Origin of the sequence: Fodinibius salsisoli, from assembly GCF_026229185.1 — a bacterium.
Taxonomy (GTDB): Bacteria; Bacteroidota; Rhodothermia; order Balneolales; family Balneolaceae; genus Fodinibius; species Fodinibius salsisoli.
In genome coordinates, this window is record NZ_JAGGJA010000002.1 from 37,090 (window position 1) to 52,358 (window position 15,269).

The 15,269-nt window shown below is 31.6% G+C and carries 18 protein-coding genes and 1 pseudogene; 8 read left to right on the plus strand and 11 right to left on the minus strand.

Annotation, left to right across the window (positions count from 1 at the left end; all coding sequences use genetic code 11):
* Positions 1-121 precede the first annotated feature (121 nt).
* The 10 genes and pseudogenes from J6I44_RS02960 to J6I44_RS03000 form a co-directional block, all read right to left on the minus strand.
* Positions 122-1,111, minus strand: coding sequence for a tetratricopeptide repeat protein (locus tag J6I44_RS02960; RefSeq protein ID WP_265764464.1), 990 nt, complete (start codon positions 1,109-1,111; stop codon positions 122-124).
* A 153-nt stretch (positions 1,112-1,264) separates the two neighbouring features.
* Positions 1,265-2,152 (minus strand): DUF5677 domain-containing protein, encoded by an 888-nt coding sequence (locus J6I44_RS02965; RefSeq protein WP_265764465.1) that lies wholly within the window; start codon positions 2,150-2,152, stop codon positions 1,265-1,267.
* 199 nt (positions 2,153-2,351) lie between these two features.
* A complete protein-coding gene (locus tag J6I44_RS02970; protein ID WP_265764466.1) occupies positions 2,352-3,011 on the minus strand; it encodes a hypothetical protein in 660 nt (219 codons plus the stop codon).
* A 267-nt stretch (positions 3,012-3,278) separates the two neighbouring features.
* Positions 3,279-4,160: a DUF1062 domain-containing protein gene (locus J6I44_RS02975; RefSeq protein ID WP_265764467.1), complete on the minus strand. Its 882-nt coding sequence runs from the start codon at positions 4,158-4,160 to the stop codon at positions 3,279-3,281.
* 149 nt (positions 4,161-4,309) lie between these two features.
* A pseudogene (locus J6I44_RS21000) lies at positions 4,310-4,426 on the minus strand (topoisomerase DNA-binding C4 zinc finger domain-containing protein); the annotation flags it as partial.
* Between the two features lie 135 nt (positions 4,427-4,561).
* Positions 4,562-5,215, minus strand: a complete 654-nt coding sequence (locus J6I44_RS02980; RefSeq protein ID WP_265764468.1) for a hypothetical protein — start codon at positions 5,213-5,215, stop codon at positions 4,562-4,564.
* A gap of 28 nt (positions 5,216-5,243) precedes the next feature.
* Positions 5,244-5,858: a hypothetical protein gene (locus J6I44_RS02985; protein ID WP_265764469.1), complete on the minus strand. Its 615-nt coding sequence runs from the start codon at positions 5,856-5,858 to the stop codon at positions 5,244-5,246.
* 163 nt (positions 5,859-6,021) lie between these two features.
* Positions 6,022-6,372 carry a YbjQ family protein gene (locus tag J6I44_RS02990; protein ID WP_265764470.1) on the minus strand — a complete coding sequence of 117 codons (351 nt, stop codon included), beginning with the start codon at positions 6,370-6,372 and terminating at the stop codon, positions 6,022-6,024.
* A 170-nt stretch (positions 6,373-6,542) separates the two neighbouring features.
* On the minus strand, positions 6,543-6,980 hold the full coding sequence (locus tag J6I44_RS02995) for a hypothetical protein (RefSeq protein WP_265764471.1): 438 nt from the start codon (positions 6,978-6,980) through the stop codon (positions 6,543-6,545).
* 40 nt (positions 6,981-7,020) lie between these two features.
* On the minus strand, positions 7,021-7,467 hold the full coding sequence (locus J6I44_RS03000; RefSeq protein WP_265764472.1) for a hypothetical protein: 447 nt from the start codon (positions 7,465-7,467) through the stop codon (positions 7,021-7,023).
* 311 nt (positions 7,468-7,778) lie between these two features.
* On the opposite strand from J6I44_RS03000, the gene J6I44_RS03005 reads away from it, so the two are divergent.
* A complete protein-coding gene (locus J6I44_RS03005; protein ID WP_265764473.1) occupies positions 7,779-8,327 on the plus strand; it encodes a hypothetical protein in 549 nt (182 codons plus the stop codon).
* Between the two features lie 80 nt (positions 8,328-8,407).
* Here the strand turns inward: J6I44_RS03005 and J6I44_RS03010 are convergent, their stop codons facing one another.
* Entirely contained in the window at positions 8,408-8,650 is a 243-nt protein-coding gene (locus J6I44_RS03010; protein ID WP_265764475.1) for a helix-turn-helix domain-containing protein, read from the minus strand.
* 168 nt (positions 8,651-8,818) lie between these two features.
* Here J6I44_RS03010 and J6I44_RS03015 point away from each other — a divergent pair, with 168 nt between their 5' ends.
* The 7 genes from J6I44_RS03015 to J6I44_RS03045 all read left to right on the plus strand — a co-directional run bounded on the left by J6I44_RS03015 (position 8,819) and on the right by J6I44_RS03045 (position 14,816).
* On the plus strand, positions 8,819-10,228 hold the full coding sequence (locus J6I44_RS03015) for a hypothetical protein (RefSeq protein ID WP_265764476.1): 1,410 nt from the start codon (positions 8,819-8,821) through the stop codon (positions 10,226-10,228).
* A 26-nt stretch (positions 10,229-10,254) separates the two neighbouring features.
* Positions 10,255-10,449, plus strand: coding sequence for a hypothetical protein (locus J6I44_RS03020; protein WP_265764477.1), 195 nt, complete (start codon positions 10,255-10,257; stop codon positions 10,447-10,449).
* 43 nt (positions 10,450-10,492) lie between these two features.
* On the plus strand, positions 10,493-10,867 hold the full coding sequence (locus tag J6I44_RS03025; protein WP_265764478.1) for a hypothetical protein: 375 nt from the start codon (positions 10,493-10,495) through the stop codon (positions 10,865-10,867).
* Between the two features lie 76 nt (positions 10,868-10,943).
* Positions 10,944-11,174: a hypothetical protein gene (locus tag J6I44_RS03030; RefSeq protein ID WP_265764479.1), complete on the plus strand. Its 231-nt coding sequence runs from the start codon at positions 10,944-10,946 to the stop codon at positions 11,172-11,174.
* A 12-nt stretch (positions 11,175-11,186) separates the two neighbouring features.
* On the plus strand, positions 11,187-11,531 hold the full coding sequence (locus J6I44_RS03035; RefSeq protein WP_265764480.1) for a hypothetical protein: 345 nt from the start codon (positions 11,187-11,189) through the stop codon (positions 11,529-11,531).
* An 806-nt stretch (positions 11,532-12,337) separates the two neighbouring features.
* Positions 12,338-13,867 carry a hypothetical protein gene (locus J6I44_RS03040; RefSeq protein WP_265764481.1) on the plus strand — a complete coding sequence of 510 codons (1,530 nt, stop codon included), beginning with the start codon at positions 12,338-12,340 and terminating at the stop codon, positions 13,865-13,867.
* A 322-nt stretch (positions 13,868-14,189) separates the two neighbouring features.
* Positions 14,190-14,816: a hypothetical protein gene (locus J6I44_RS03045; protein ID WP_265764482.1), complete on the plus strand. Its 627-nt coding sequence runs from the start codon at positions 14,190-14,192 to the stop codon at positions 14,814-14,816.
* The last annotated feature ends 453 nt before the right edge of the window (positions 14,817-15,269 follow it).

A 15,269-nucleotide genomic window follows, 5' to 3' on the forward strand; every position in this document is an offset into this window, starting at 1 on the left:
ACTAACGGCAATGCGCATAAGGTGCGTACAAAAAAATGTTAATTGATGAATAAAGAACGGAGAGCTAAAAAACCAAAAACCTGACAATCCCAGGCAAGGCGTGTCCGTTTAATGAGTAACTTTATACTATCTTTTTTCCTTTTATTTCTTCTAAAAATACAGAAGAAGATTTTTCTGTTATTGTTGCTTGAAAGGCATCAATCTTTCTCAAAAATGACTTACGCTTATTCATCTTACATTCTTCAATTCCTTCTATATCAGCTAATTTATTTTTTAGCGAATAATACTGCTCAATATCCTCAATCACTTTTTCATGATTAAACAAGAAATTAAGGATCGAAAAGGATTTTGGGTTATTTGACCATAAAAAAGGATTATTTTTCAGATAACTAAATGCGGTTTCAAGCATATGATAATTGCTAAACCTCTTAGAAAAGTAATCGACTTTGGGAGTTTCATTTACTAAGAACTCCGCGATATAAACATTGTCTAAAAACGCTTTTCTAAATTGAGTAATAGCTGAAAGCAACTTGTTTTGGACAACTAAAATCAATGCATAGTTATATCGATTAGGACTGAAATCAAGATTTTCTGAAAATATTTTTTCAGCTTTATCAAAGTATCCTGCATTTAGAAAGGCATCGCCCAGCAAATACCTGACCCCTTGATTGTCATTAGAATTGAAGTTTAATAAACTCTGAAAAAGTTCTATTGCTTCCTCTGGTTTACCTGTACTCAAAGAACTAAGTCCAAGTCCTTTTACTGCTCTTAAAAATGGGCGGTTATCTATAAATCCCCAGATTATTTCCCCATTAAATTTTTCAGGAATTAATTGATTACCTATTTCATAACCCTTTTGGAATATATTATATGCTTTTTCATGATTTCCAATTTTCCGATCTATATAACCTAATGAGACATAAGCATCAATAAATTCTGGATCTTTATCGATGACAGTCTTATAAATTTCTTCTGCCTTTTCAAATTCTTTGACTTCGAAAAGTTCTTCGGCTTTGTAATAAAGATCAAAGATTTGATTTCGCTCCATTCCCCATTCAAATCTTCCTTCTGGTATTTCAGGATCTACAATGATGAATTCTAAGCCTCTCAAAATAAACTATGATTTTAGTTTTGGGTTACGCCTAACACCTCCACTCATAATTGACATGCAGACCAACGTTGATTTATATGAATAATGTACTATAGAAATTGATGAATTAAAACTTGTTACCAACGGCGAGGCACATCTGTGTAGATATTCTGGTTAGCTGGCTGGTATTATATCAGGAGAAATTCTGTTAATTCTTTTTTTGTCAGAAGAACTTGGATTTAAATATGATTCCTTGATGGATTCCTTTAATGCTATTTTTAATCGTTCTACTATCAACAAGTATAATTTATCATCTTTTTCTAGATCAAGTTTATTGATTGTGTAATTGATTAATTCGGTAGCTCCTAAAACTTGTCGACAAACCGATTTAATATCAGGAGGATCTAAATCTTCAAATTTTTCCAATTCAACAAGTAGAAGTGTAGCTAAGTAAAGGCTAAGAATTAATACGGTCGGACTTTCTGAAATATCACTTGTAGCTGAAAATTCTGGAGCATCAGTCATATCAAGAAAATGACCTAAAGTAGAAAAATTAGTATGAGAATAATTATTTAAAAAGTTATAAAGATATTGATGCACCTTGTTATCTAAATCATATCCTGTTTTTTTAGATAGTTCACTTGGTAATATGAATTTATGATCACGTACTTTTCCAGTCTTTGTATCGACTAATTTCCCCTTTATAATCTTGCCATTACTTTCTAAGGGTTCTAAAGCACCTACTTTTAATGAAATTGGATTCATTATTAAGTAGTCAAATACATTCTGATCATTTGTTTCAGATACATACCGCATCGATAAGTACGCTTCATAAACACTTCTTAATAAAGTTAAACTATCTTCAAATAGTTTTTCATCATATAGTATTCTTATAGCCTTTAAAGACCGACACGATTTTGAAAGACAAAAATAAAGATGATCATTGAGCATTGCCGATCGATCATTCCATAATAGACCTTCTGGAATCCCACTTGTTGATATTTGGGTATTTAAGGTTCTATTCAAAAGGCTAAAGCGATATTTGAGCTTTCTGTAATTCAAGAGAGGAACTATTAATTTAATAGGCCAGCTAACGACATAGCACATAAGCTGAAAGCACGCCAACGTCGATTTAATAACAAAATGTACTACAGAAATTGAAAAACTAAAAATCAGCAGAGAAGGGCGAGGCACGTCCGCTCAACCTGGGGTTATATGTCGTTTTTTATATAGAATGGCTATCGCACTTGACTCTTTGTGATTAATCAAAATAATTGAAATTCCAGTTAAGAACTAACTTATTGTTCTTTTCAAAAAATGGGATTTTGTCAATTATTGATTTTCTATGCTCCGCACCTATAAGAAATAAAGCCTTACTATATTTCTCTTGATTGCTATAACTATAAATATTATTAATCATTTCTTTTTCTCGTTTGTCATGAATATACAACCAGTCATTATATATTTGGGACAATTTTCTATGATTCATTATCCTTAGTATATCTGCTTCTAAAGAATGCGTTCGTCCCAATAACTCTATACATTGAATACTATTCAAATATGGAAAACCAAATCGTTCCGAGCATTTTTCATGTTGACTTGATAAGTATCTGTATTCCTGATTATGGTAGAATATGTCAAACATTTTATCAATATCATTCTTAAAACGTATGTTAACAAATTCATTTCCATCCAAGTCCACAGGAAAATGAGTAAGAGGATATTTTTGGACGTATCTCTTGATTGTTTTTGTTTCTAAGGTATCGGTACGTGACCCTTCATAAATTGCGGTAAATCCGTTGGAAGAAAGTTCTTCAAAAATTATTTCAGGACTAATTTGTTCAATGATTCTGTACAATTCATTCGAGTTACAAATGCCACGTTCTTTATGAGCTGTTCCAATTAAGATGATTTCATTCATAAACACATCTGTATTTCAATTACTTGATTATTCCAACTTATCTTAACTATTAAGTTAGTTGAGCCCAACATTGTCATAACACTAATAGCCCTATCTATAGAAACTTTATGCGAAACTCCATATATGTAATTAGCCTTTAACGACCTTGCACATAAAGTGCACATGAATGAATGTTGAGTTGATAAATAATGAACGGAAAGCTAAAAAGCTAGAAAGTGGCAAGGCTAGACGAAGTGTGTCCCCTTAATTCGCGGGTTAGCTGTAAATTTACCCTTCGTTATTATTCTTATTTAATAGGCTAGAAACAGCTTCTTTTAATTTTTGATTGTCTTTTAAAGCTTGTGAAAGTTTTTCAGCTAAATCTGTCAATACTATTCTTATGCTACTGGCATAACTCAAACAATCAGCATCTGTATCAGCATGTAATCCCTCACTTAATGCCGAGTGTAATAAGGTAAGTGGATTATGATGACCTTGGATTAGTAGCGACTCTGGAATTCCATCTTTAATGAGCTCTACAGATTTACTAAACTGAGTTTCTTTTTCAGCTTCCTTTAAATTCTCAATCATTTGGTCATCTGCACCAATTCTATCTGCAACCCTAATTATTTCTCGAATGATTCTATTTTTTTGATTTTCAACTACTCTTCTGTAATACGAAAAAGCTCCAATTCCAAGTCCTTGATTTTCAGCTCTTCTACCTTTTAAAAATAACTGTCTGTCTGGACCAATTAGACTGATAACTCGTGAGGGAATTCGTGGACCAAATGTAGGATATTCACCAAACTTAAAAATTTCTCCAGATTGTTCGCCCTCAAAAAGTTTTATGGAAATTGAGTAGGTTTTGAAACTCTTTTTACAATTATCACATCTATAAGTTAAGAAGGTATCTGTATATCCCTTACTGCCAACTCTAGTTTCAGACATGTGTTCACACCTAAAATAACGCTTTCCTCCACAATGTTTGCTTTCACAATGCAATTGTAAATCGGGAGGTTGAATTGCATTATATGCTGTTGGTGGTCCACTACCTCTTGTCCATTTTTGTTTTGAAATATTTTCAACTTCTCTGAGCTGTGTGGGTGGGATAGACTCTAAAAACTCATTAAATGATATTAGTTCTCTATCGGAATCTTCTTTTTCACTCATATTAAGTTTTTTTGCTTCAGTTTTACACCTAACGGCCTTGCGCAAAACCTGCAGGTGCCAACGTGTTAAAATTATTTATAAATGAAAGTTTAACTATTAAATACAAGGGAGACAAAGCAAATGGCGAGATCTGCCCATATAAACACTAATTATGCGTTTCTGGTAAATCGACATTTCGGAAAGTTTTTGCATCCAAGAAATTTCGTACCAGCATTGGGTCCTTTTTTGACTATTCTCTCAACTAACTTGGAACTACATTTAGGACAAACTGTTGTTGAATACTGCCTGTAGCAAACAACTACAGATAGGATATCGAGATCAATTAGGCGAGGAGATATTTTTCTTGCCCGGAATTGCTATAGCCTATTGACATTGGAGGCCATATATAGGTTAGGTTTCTTCTAATTTAGTTTTGGTTTAACAAAGTGATCATAAAAATATTTAGATGTAGAGTAATTCAATTTACTCGCTTTTCTGGGTGGAACACGAGTTTGTAGAATTTTATATAGTGATAACGAATCAATTTTAATTTCCCGTAACTTTCTGGCTGTTTCTTTTTTTAGGCCTTGCTGATATTGTTTCTGTATTCTTTGAGCTTCTTTTTTAGAGAAGCCAATATGTTGAAATAATTTTTCCATTTGATGGCGCCACATAATAAGTCCATCAGTTTCTGGAAATAATTTATCAGTAATCAGAGTTTGATCATCCTCTTTTCTAAAAAGTGAAAGAGTATTAGTTTTTGCTTCAAAGGATTGAGTAAACAATGAAAAGTAAAAAGCTAATCGCTTTCGACTGACAGGTATTTTATTTTTAATAAATTTTCTAAACCGATTTGTTTGTCCGATAAATGTTATTTCTTTGGCCGCTCCCGCCCAGCCGATTATTGGTTGATAAGTATTATCTTGATCTATGATATAGGCTGAATAAACGTAATCGGTGAATTCATGACTATTTGTTAAATATGAAAAGATGGCTTTCTTATTTTGAGGAAATAGCTTTTTAGTTAGGGTGGGGTTTTCTTCAGCTACCCAAACCTCTTCTTCGATATTTTTCAAAGAATTCATTATTAAACAACTGCGATTTTTAATTAAATGGGCCAATTACCCAATACCTGAGTTCTGTTGGTATATTAAGACTCTCGCCACATTTTATTAATCCTGTCTCAACAGTGTGATCCTTATACCAATTATTTACCCTTAAATTTACTTCTTCATCGATTATTTGTGGAGAGTCAACCTTTCTTAAAGATCGATTAATATCTGAATAGTATTTAACTATTCCCTTTAATTGCTTTTTTATTTGTCTTTTAGGATTTGTGGAGAGTAAAACTTCAAATATTTTTGTTTTAGGCCAAGAAATATTTTTTGATTTCTGGACATCCTTTTCAATTTCTGTTTCAAATTTATTCGGCCTGCTGTTGTTTAATAAGACATCAAAGTGATACATGGCCTTGAATTCGATAAGAGCAATAGGATGATCTTGATTTAAGATAGCTAAGTCACAGCGCTTTCTATCATAAATCCATTCTCTACTAGCAATAAAACCTTCAGAATTAAGCTCTTTTTGTATTTGAAATGCAACTTTGTCGCGGATAGGCATTTCAATTTTTGATGTCAGAGCCAGATAAGCCAATTCATTTTGCGAAAAATGATCAAGAGTTTCTTCGAGTTTATTTACTAACAACTTAGATATATTCATTTTCTTGATGAATTTTGGAGATTAATTTTATGGAAAAGAAACCTAACGATTGGCGCATAAGGTGCGCACGCAATAAAATTGAATTGTTAAATAATGAACGATGAGTTAAAAAGACAAAAGTAGCAAGTTCTAACGAAATATGTCCGCTTAATTCGCTGGTCAATTATTGATTATTTTTATACCTGATTGCAACAGCTTCAAGCTCATTAATAGGTACACCATAGGCCATATCTCCAACAGGCATTGCAACTGTTCCTTTATTTCTTTCACCCAGAATTATAATAGCATTTGCACCTATTTCTTTAGCTTTATTCTTTAAATCAACAATTGCATCATTTCCTGCTTCAGCAGAAAGGAGTCCCAATTCCATGTAATCTTTTTCTGGCGGATTTGTTTGAAAAACTTTGACTTCTTTAGTGGGTTCAAAAGTTTGATCAGTATATCTCAAGAAATCTACATTTGAGCATGAAATGAAAATTGTCAATAATAAGAGAAGAGGGAAAAACTTATTCATAATGAATGTTGAGAATATTTAACTCATTTATATTATGATTACATAATGCCGTATAAATACCTTATAGATAAGCATCAGCATTAATTTTTGACGAATAAAATATTTGAATATAAATGAAGAATTGATCTCAGAAGCTCAAAAATCCTTTATTTAAAATTTTATTGATGGTGTCATTTATACAACCCTTCTGTTTTCTTAATCATGATTATATACTCCTCTTCTGTTATACCAATATCCTTGCAAAAACCCATTGCGAAATTCACCTCTCTTTCAGTTATTTCTCCATCACTTGAGATTAGACCATGAACAGCCAGAATGTACCAATCCTTTTGCAAATCACTCAGGCTATCTAAGTGTTTTATTATTTCATGATGGCCTTTTTGAGCAAGTTCAACAAATGCTGGATCATCCTCATTTAAGTCTAATACTTCAGTTATTTTTGCGATATACCCTCCTTCATTTAAATGAATACCATCTGATTTTGCTATAATAAATAAACTTGCAATGATAGCAACTTTTTGATTTTTGCTAAGATCATTTTGAAAGTCACTTAAATGCTCTTGAATTGGTGTTTTTTTGTTTTTGTCTCGTTTAAAAAATGAAAACATAATCTTTGATAAGATGAAAGTTGTATTTGATAACAAAGAATTAATCCCTATTCAATTTTAGCCCTGTATTTTTGAAATCTACCAATTCATCATTTGAAAAATTACCGATAAGTCTATGAATCATCGTCTCTTGATCTTCATCAATATTTACTTTGATAGAACCTTCATGTGATTGTCCTGAAGGTAATTCACATCCCATTACAATTTCAGCCTCTGTTGGAGTTATTTGTATGATTTGAATTCCAACTTTTCCATCCCAAGTTCCATAATGAAGATATAAGGAATCTTTATTTATTTCTCTTAGCTGAAAATCCTGTTCCTTAAAATAGTCAACAAAATCTTTGTACAATTCATACATCCCTCCTTTTTGCTTAACAGTTTTGTGGATTTCTTTTCTATTTTTATAAAATGATTTACCACTTTCACCTTTCATGATGAAAAAGACAAAAACTACCCCAATAACCAATAATAAAATTAGAACTTCCATAATGATTAAATTTATATATTATCCCCTCTCCTAATATTGTATATATAACTCAAATAAATAATTATCTCTATTAATATTATTTAATATATACAAAACGTTAAATTCACTTGGAAATATTATTTAAATGGCTTAATCAGCATCTATAAATGTTTTTTGTATATCGAAGTTAGAGACTACAAACCGTGAAATAGATAAAACTATCCCCTTCCTTTCCGAACAGATTTTAATAAACTTATTCTCAATTTTTTGTAGCATTTTCAAAGTTAGCTATAATTAAAACAAATGATTTTTATTCATCGCTAAATACAAAAATGCTTAAAACAGAATTACTCAACAAATTAATCAATGACACTTATAAACATGCCAGAAGACAATTGTTGACACCAGCAAACCTGGGCTTACTTAGAAGTGGATCTAAGGAAAAGTTTGCTGGTCATTTAGAGCAAATCAATGTAAACAAGCTGGTTTATATTTCCACGAGACATGAATATGACAATTGGTTTGATTGTACTCTCCTACCCTTTCACCACAATATGACCAACATCTATCGAGATAATTTAAAAGTTACCCAAGATAACCCTTATAGCTATTCTGCACGAGTATTATCCCGGTATATCAAAACTATATGCTTTCGAACCTGGCTTTATGATGAATATGAGGTCTATTTGGAGATTCAGCATCCTATCCTTACAAATAAATTTTTAGAAACCTTTTCTGAGCTCCAAATCAAAAAAGTTAAGGGAATATCAGGGAGATCAGAATATTACCATGTCATAGAGTTTTATAGAGGAATGATTGATAGAAAGAAAAATGACAAGAATAAAGCCTTACTAGAGTTCGAAATGTGTCAAGACTTTTAATACTACAGGATTGTTATGAACCAAGTAAAAGATGTCAGAACCAAACACATTGTTAATTTCTTCAATCTAATACTCAATAATTATTCAGAAGCATTCATCTTTTCCTGAAGTGCACTTATTAATTTGGTTGGTATAACTTCTAGCCCTTTTGCCAACTTTAGAACGGTAAACAGGGATGGCATATACTTCCCCCTCTCTAAGTCGGAAATATAGGTTACATCCATCCTCCCCTTTTCAGCCACTTCGGATTGTTTGAGATTTTTATCCATCCTTATTTCGTATATCACTTCACCAAATATGTTTTGTACTTGCTGTTTTTCCATAGATGAATAGATACACAGCGAGACGAAATAAGTGAACAGGGTACTTGCCAAGTTAAAATATATTTACTATATATTATGATGTGTAAAATATACATTTTACGTTGGCTTATAATACCCTATTAAGACTACCAAGGGCATCAGAATATTTAATTTATAAAGGAGATACTCATGGGAAGAGACGACAGTTTTTTTGAAAAGAATAAAGGAAAAATTGGAATTGCAGGGCTTGCAGTCAATGCCTTGCAAAACCAACAAATTGCAAAAAGACAAAAGGCATTAGCTCAACTCCAAGCTAAAACTGCCCAGCTCCAGAAGGAAGAAAATGATCTCAAGAAAAAGGAGATAGAATTACTAAAGAAAGAACAAGAGTCCTTAAAGGAGGAAAAAAAGAAAAGGGAAGAATTAACTGGAGAGTTATTAAATATTACCCCCAAATTATCTCAGCTTCTTGAAAAAATACAGAACTCGGATTATCAAAGTGAATTTCAGAGAGGCAAAGATCTTTATAAGGCCAGTTGTGTACTTGCCTATATTGATTCACGTAAAGATGTCATTAAAGACATCAATTTTCATGACTATTTATCTAAGCTAAATAATAAGCTAAGCTCTTCTATTCACAAACATCAAAAGTGCTATGAAGTATTTGATAGCTATATGAAGGACATGGATCTTTTTGTAGATGAGAATCGTGTCACAATTTCCACGATAGGAAGGCTCATAAACAACTATAGAAAGGGGGATAAATATGATTTTAATAAACTTGAAAAGGAGCTAAAAAAGATACGTGATGAAAACAGTCATCGTGAGTTATTGCTAGAAGAGTTACGTCATTATCACTCTGTGTTATTTAAGGATAATCTATTTACTGATGCTAAATATGTATCTCTGCCTTTATCAGAAAAGCAAAGTGAAACATTAATTTATTTTTTAGAAAATATATCCGATCAAAAGTTTTTTGAAGATGAGATTATATATCAACTAGATACATTAAAAGCTAATCATAAGATAGAGCAATTGGCTCAGGAACTGGAAGGTAAAGAAATTTACAAGTATATAGGAGATTGTGATCCTTTGAATCTACCAGAAATTCGATCTATCCTGAAAAAGGTAAAGTTATATAACATTGATAATGAATTTGTAGATTCAATAATCCCTAAACTTAAAGAGTATAAAAATCATATAGGAAAGGTGGTTTCCGGGGCATCAAGGCATGATAAAACATACATGGAACGACTTAAATATACCGTTCGCATAACAGGCATTGCTTATGAAAAAATAATTATGGAGAGGCTTGGAGATGTAATGAAAAAGAATGAATTAAGTATTCATTTAACCCTTGCTGTTTTAGGTGTTCTTGTAGTTTTTATCATCATAGCAGGATTTATGATTGACAGTGGTCGTAATATATCGCAGTTAGTGTTATGGGGTAGTGCTGTAGAAATTCTACTTCTGATAAAACTTGTTAGTGTATCAACGGATAAAACCGAAGATGTAGAAAACATCATAAAACCTTATAGCAATAAAGTTGATCGATATTTTCAGGATACCATCAACTTACTGACTAAGATGAAATCGTAGTTATTAACTGATTAAATATAAAAATCATGAGTAATCAAGAATCAGAAACTACGAATATGGGTGCACATGTTATTATGGGCATAGGAGCCCTACTAACTTTTATCAGTGCTGTAAAAGGTGGTATGGATGCTTCAAGCATTGAAACTACAATGTATACTGTGGGAGGCCTTCTAATGGTTGGAATAGGAGGAATAATACACACTATCGGTAATAAATCTTAATACGTTAGTAACTCTTCTTGCCAATAAACAATAATGTATGTGTATGAAATTATTGAGTATTCTATTTACAGCATTTATATGTATCTGTTGCCTTTCATGTACCAATCCAGATAAATCACCTGACCCAGACAAAGTAAATACCACCAAGGCGGATAAAACACAACCTAAGAACTCTGTATTCCCTCAGGATGAATCTACCGAACCAACTTATAAGGCCATTGCTTTGGAGGGAGCAGAAGTAATCTCATTTGAGGATGGGCGAGGATATTATTATCAGTCCTGCCCTGTCCACGGAGTCGTAAATAGGTCAAAGAAAGCCTTCACTGGAATCAGTTCTAGTATCTATACCAGTGGATTTCGTTGTACAAAAGGGGATCAGTACCACAAGGTTAGAATAGAAATCATTAAAGTAGATTAAACAGTTGAGAAAGAATATTGGCTACTGACATTGAATATTTAATCAAGGGGTAATAATGCTTCGGAAACTATCAATCATGCAATTTTTTTACCATCAATTAGGAAATGAAGAACGACTATTAGTTGCCCTTAAGGAAGCGTTGGAATACGAGTCTCAGGAGTTATCTGATTTACTCGAATCAAGATCAATAATTGACCTCCCCCTGCCATCCATTTCATCCAAGAAAATAAATACAGATAAGATAAGTTCGTTTAAGGAAGCCCTGGAAGAAGAGGTCCTGGAAGTACTTAAAGAGAGAAAAAACTAGTAGTTTTTTTGTATGGATAAGTCTAATAAAGCTGAAATATTAAACTCTAGGCTAAGGGCCTATCAGTGCCTACTGAATGTCAGGTTAATTTATAGGCAGTTAAGTGAGAAAAGAGCTGATATTTTCATTGATGCTATGAATAATAATCCATTGAAGGACATTGTTATCCAGGAGGAATTTCGGTTAGACCAGATCAAAAAATTTCATAAGAAACAATATTATAAACTGCTTATATCACCTGGAGAGGATAAGAATTCAAAACGTGCTGATAAGCAGGATATTTTAAAATTACGGAAAAATATAAAGGCTAGTTATATCAACGATCTTTGGAGAGAAGGCCAGTTTAAAATGAACTAATATTTCGATTCTAAAGCCCCTAAATTTTATATTCATAGGCTGACCTACCTATGGGTACAAAGATCCTAAAAACCTTGAATATCCCCCCTCCCATTGTTGATAATAATATTAGCAGACGCTTTCATCATTCTCTACAGTTTCCTTACTCTGAATCTGAGATTTCATGTCAAAATAAAATTCAACTACAACCTGGGCAAACCTGTCTATCTTTTGATCTAAGTATTTAATCATATTTAGGATTTTAATGACGGATTAAAATTTCTGAATCTGGTATTAATTATTCATTATCTTAGATAATAGTATATGACAATTTAGCAGTATTTATTTCTTTTTTTAATTAAGTTTAATACCTGTAGTAATCCATATTCTAAACTTTATATCTTACCCATAAGAGCCGATTTTTTAGGCAGGCATTGGTACTACTTAAGTACAGATCTCTTGATGTACCCCTATTTCTATTAGTAATTGAGTTATCTATAAGGGTCCAGACTAGTCAATCCTAGGACTCACAATTATTCATCTTTCATTAAGAACTCTACAGTAATCAACAATCGTTATTTATCTCTATAAAAAATATATAGAAAAATAATATTCAGAGAGTATATAAAATAAGTATGTATATATAATGATGTTCTGTCAAAAACAAAAAATGACAGAACTAATTTATACTTTTAAAAGATGTATAGCTTCATTATTGGTATTTTTGGGAATATTGGCAATAAAAAATCAAATAATTTTTAGTGGAAACTCGTTTGATCTATAGGTAAACATAGATTTCAAACATAAATTCCACATTAAACATAAACATGAAGTACCAATATATTACAATCCCAAATATAGAATATGAGGAAAAACTAAGAACCTTTCTATACTCAGGATACTATTATACCTTTTGTAAGAAATATAGTAAAAGATTCGAGAATAGACATGAAAAAGTAGAAGAGAACCCTGACAAAATGATAGGAAAACTCATCTCTTCTTCATATGATATTTTATTAAAAATCAAACTATTCATACATGATCTATACCTATCAGAATGGAGATATAAAGGAGCCTATAACAATTATACTCATATGCATGAAAAGGGTTATGATTACATTTTATTCTTTGAGTCTCATTCAAAAATTCAAGAAAGAATATATGATTCTAGATATAGAGAACTGATCATTGATTTTCTCAAAAGTGAAAAGATAATTGAGGTAGATAAATCTTACTGGACTCTTGAAGCTCAGAAAAAAGGTTCAAAATCAAAAGGATATAGAGTTCATCCTAGATTATATTCCCAAGATATACCTCTCCTAGAGAAAAGATTAACTATCGCTGAGGATCTTTACAACAAGTATAATGGAATAGATACCCTCCAGAGAGGTACAACATACCCTAAATATATTAAGAGGCTCAGAGATCAATTTGATGGATGGAGACTAGATGTAGATGCAATCCCTAACAACCTCAAAGAAGAATATGAAGAAAATATACAAACTTACTTGAATGCTGATTATTTCACCTTCAGTGGAAAAGGTAATAGGATGTACACACCTGAGACTTTTGTAAAATCAGAGCTTAAGAAATATCTCTATTATAAAGAAAGAGAGAACACTACATACAAGCTAATAGAAATCAGCAATTGTCATGCTTATACACTGTCAACTATGCTTCCTGCTGATCTTACTAATAAAGAAAAAGAATCACTTAATAGTATAAGTAGATCATTAACTCTGTATATGCAAAATTCAGATGAAGAAGATAAACAGTATATCATTGATCAATTGTCTGAGATGATTCAACATGATAGACATGGAGTTCTTGATTTATCTGATAATTACAATAACATCATTGACCATGTAGAGATTATAGAACATGATCCTGATTTTGAAAATCTGTTAAACTCAGATAAACAGGAGTATATAGTATTTATGTTTCTGGCAATGAGTTCAACCATTTATGATGCTTTAGCAGATAGATTTGGATATACAAGATCTGAATTGAAAGGTTGGTATAGAACAGTCTTCAATTTTGATAATGAGCTATTCGATTATAACAAGTTTGAATTTCTGGCAATGATGAGTAATTGCTTCCCTAAAGTTATGAAAAAAATCAATACTATCAGATCCAACTCCACAAAGAATTATTCCAACATGAATCAAAAAATAGAAAGTGAAATCATGTTGAAAAATGTATGCCAGTATTTGGTAGATAATGACATAGAATTTATAGGATTACATGATGGAGTAATAGTACCTGAGCATCATGAAATTGAAACTCAAATAGAAGTTCAATTAACTGCGAAGAGAATACACGGTCTTGATATACCAACAAGGATAGAAGCACTATAATTACTTTTAACAGGGTATTTAATCAGGCTGTTAGTGGAATTTCAGCCTGCAATCTAAAGGCATGGAGTTAATCACTTCATGTCTTTTTCCTTTTATATACATAGCGTAACCAGCATATCTAAGAGCTATTCAACACTTACCCCTACCTACAAACCCACCCACACTTAAATGGATAGTAAAGAAAACTAAATTTAGTTTGTTTTTAGTTTAAAAGCTATTTTTAAATAAATTATTTAATAATAATATTTAATCTACCTCGTTATATACAGTCATTGAAAATTTACAACTATTAAATATAAGTTAATTTAAAAAACATAGAGCAATGTATTGTACTAAAACAGAATTAGAACCAGGAGAAAAGAAAAAGCTTAACCAATTCATTCAAACTGTTTCTATAAATGATCTATCTCATAAAGAGTTAAAGAAGCTAGCATTAATATATAATGTAACTTGGTACAGAGATAAAAGCATTCCATATTTGATTAAGTCAATTAGAAGACAACATGCTGGTACTTTCCCAAATATATATGTTAGAGCATACCGATTTTTGTTTGATAATTATGATATCCCTGACGAGAGAATAGAAAAAACGGAAGCCGAAAAATATAAAGAGAGAGGGGAAGATTTAGAGTATGAATTCTATCAACAATATGAAGATTATTTAGAATCTCTCAATTGTGAAATTGAATCTGAGACTGTGGAAGCCTGGAATGACGTAGGAACTGTAGATGAAACAGAAATGAATATGATATACTCTGATGATATTCAAATATCTTATAATTTTTATGCAGGGCATTTTTCTTTATGGGTACATGACGATTTTGCTTATCAAGCAGAGCTAAAAGATCATTCAGACGTTTATAGAACTATTAATGCAATTGATCAACTAATCAAGAGTGATAGAATAGAAGAAATGAATTGGCAAGAGATTGAATCAAAAATAAATTAAAAGTAACACCAATAAATAGTACCAATATTGTGACAGATCGAGAATTTAATAAGCTTATAGAAGCAGTTAAACAAGAAGAGAATAAAAAAGAAAAAAATTTAAAAAACTTGATAAGATAGGAGCCTCACAATTAATCGATGATATTATTAATTATGATTTTGATGTAAAAATAAAAAAACAGAAAGAATCAAAGCTTATCAATGACATTTGTACTGAATATAAAAGACATAACGGATACAGCCACCCTTCAAGAGATAAATCTATTTCAAATGAAAGGATGCATAAAGACTATGTTAATCATATCAGGCATAATTGCAGTATTTATGATTATGTTACCAGATATGTAAATGAGAGTGAAGTCTCTAAAGATGAATTAATGAAATATCACATGATAGGCCAATCGAGATTGAAGAAAATCATCCTCAATGAAATTGCTGAAGTGTATCCTATTCT

Bases quoted from the DNA above. Each gene is read 5' to 3' on its own strand.
- J6I44_RS02970 (WP_265764466.1), bottom strand. From the start codon at position 3,011: ATGAATGAAATCATCTTAATTGGAACAGCTCATAAAGAACGTGGCATT.
- J6I44_RS02975 (WP_265764467.1), bottom strand. From the start codon at position 4,160: ATGAGTGAAAAAGAAGATTCCGATAGAGAACTAATATCATTTAATGAG.
- J6I44_RS02985 (WP_265764469.1), bottom strand. From the start codon at position 5,858: ATGAATATATCTAAGTTGTTAGTAAATAAACTCGAAGAAACTCTTGAT.
- J6I44_RS02990 (WP_265764470.1), bottom strand. From the start codon at position 6,372: ATGAATAAGTTTTTCCCTCTTCTCTTATTATTGACAATTTTCATTTCA.
- J6I44_RS02995 (WP_265764471.1), bottom strand. From the start codon at position 6,980: ATGTTTTCATTTTTTAAACGAGACAAAAACAAAAAAACACCAATTCAA.
- J6I44_RS03000 (WP_265764472.1), bottom strand. From the start codon at position 7,467: ATGGAAGTTCTAATTTTATTATTGGTTATTGGGGTAGTTTTTGTCTTT.
- J6I44_RS03005 (WP_265764473.1), top strand. From the start codon at position 7,779: ATGCTTAAAACAGAATTACTCAACAAATTAATCAATGACACTTATAAA.
- J6I44_RS03010 (WP_265764475.1), bottom strand. From the start codon at position 8,650: ATGGAAAAACAGCAAGTACAAAACATATTTGGTGAAGTGATATACGAA.
- J6I44_RS03015 (WP_265764476.1), top strand. From the start codon at position 8,819: ATGGGAAGAGACGACAGTTTTTTTGAAAAGAATAAAGGAAAAATTGGA.
- J6I44_RS03020 (WP_265764477.1), top strand. From the start codon at position 10,255: ATGAGTAATCAAGAATCAGAAACTACGAATATGGGTGCACATGTTATT.
- J6I44_RS03025 (WP_265764478.1), top strand. From the start codon at position 10,493: ATGAAATTATTGAGTATTCTATTTACAGCATTTATATGTATCTGTTGC.
- J6I44_RS03030 (WP_265764479.1), top strand. From the start codon at position 10,944: ATGCAATTTTTTTACCATCAATTAGGAAATGAAGAACGACTATTAGTT.
- J6I44_RS03035 (WP_265764480.1), top strand. From the start codon at position 11,187: ATGGATAAGTCTAATAAAGCTGAAATATTAAACTCTAGGCTAAGGGCC.
- J6I44_RS03040 (WP_265764481.1), top strand. From the start codon at position 12,338: ATGAAGTACCAATATATTACAATCCCAAATATAGAATATGAGGAAAAA.
- J6I44_RS03045 (WP_265764482.1), top strand. From the start codon at position 14,190: ATGTATTGTACTAAAACAGAATTAGAACCAGGAGAAAAGAAAAAGCTT.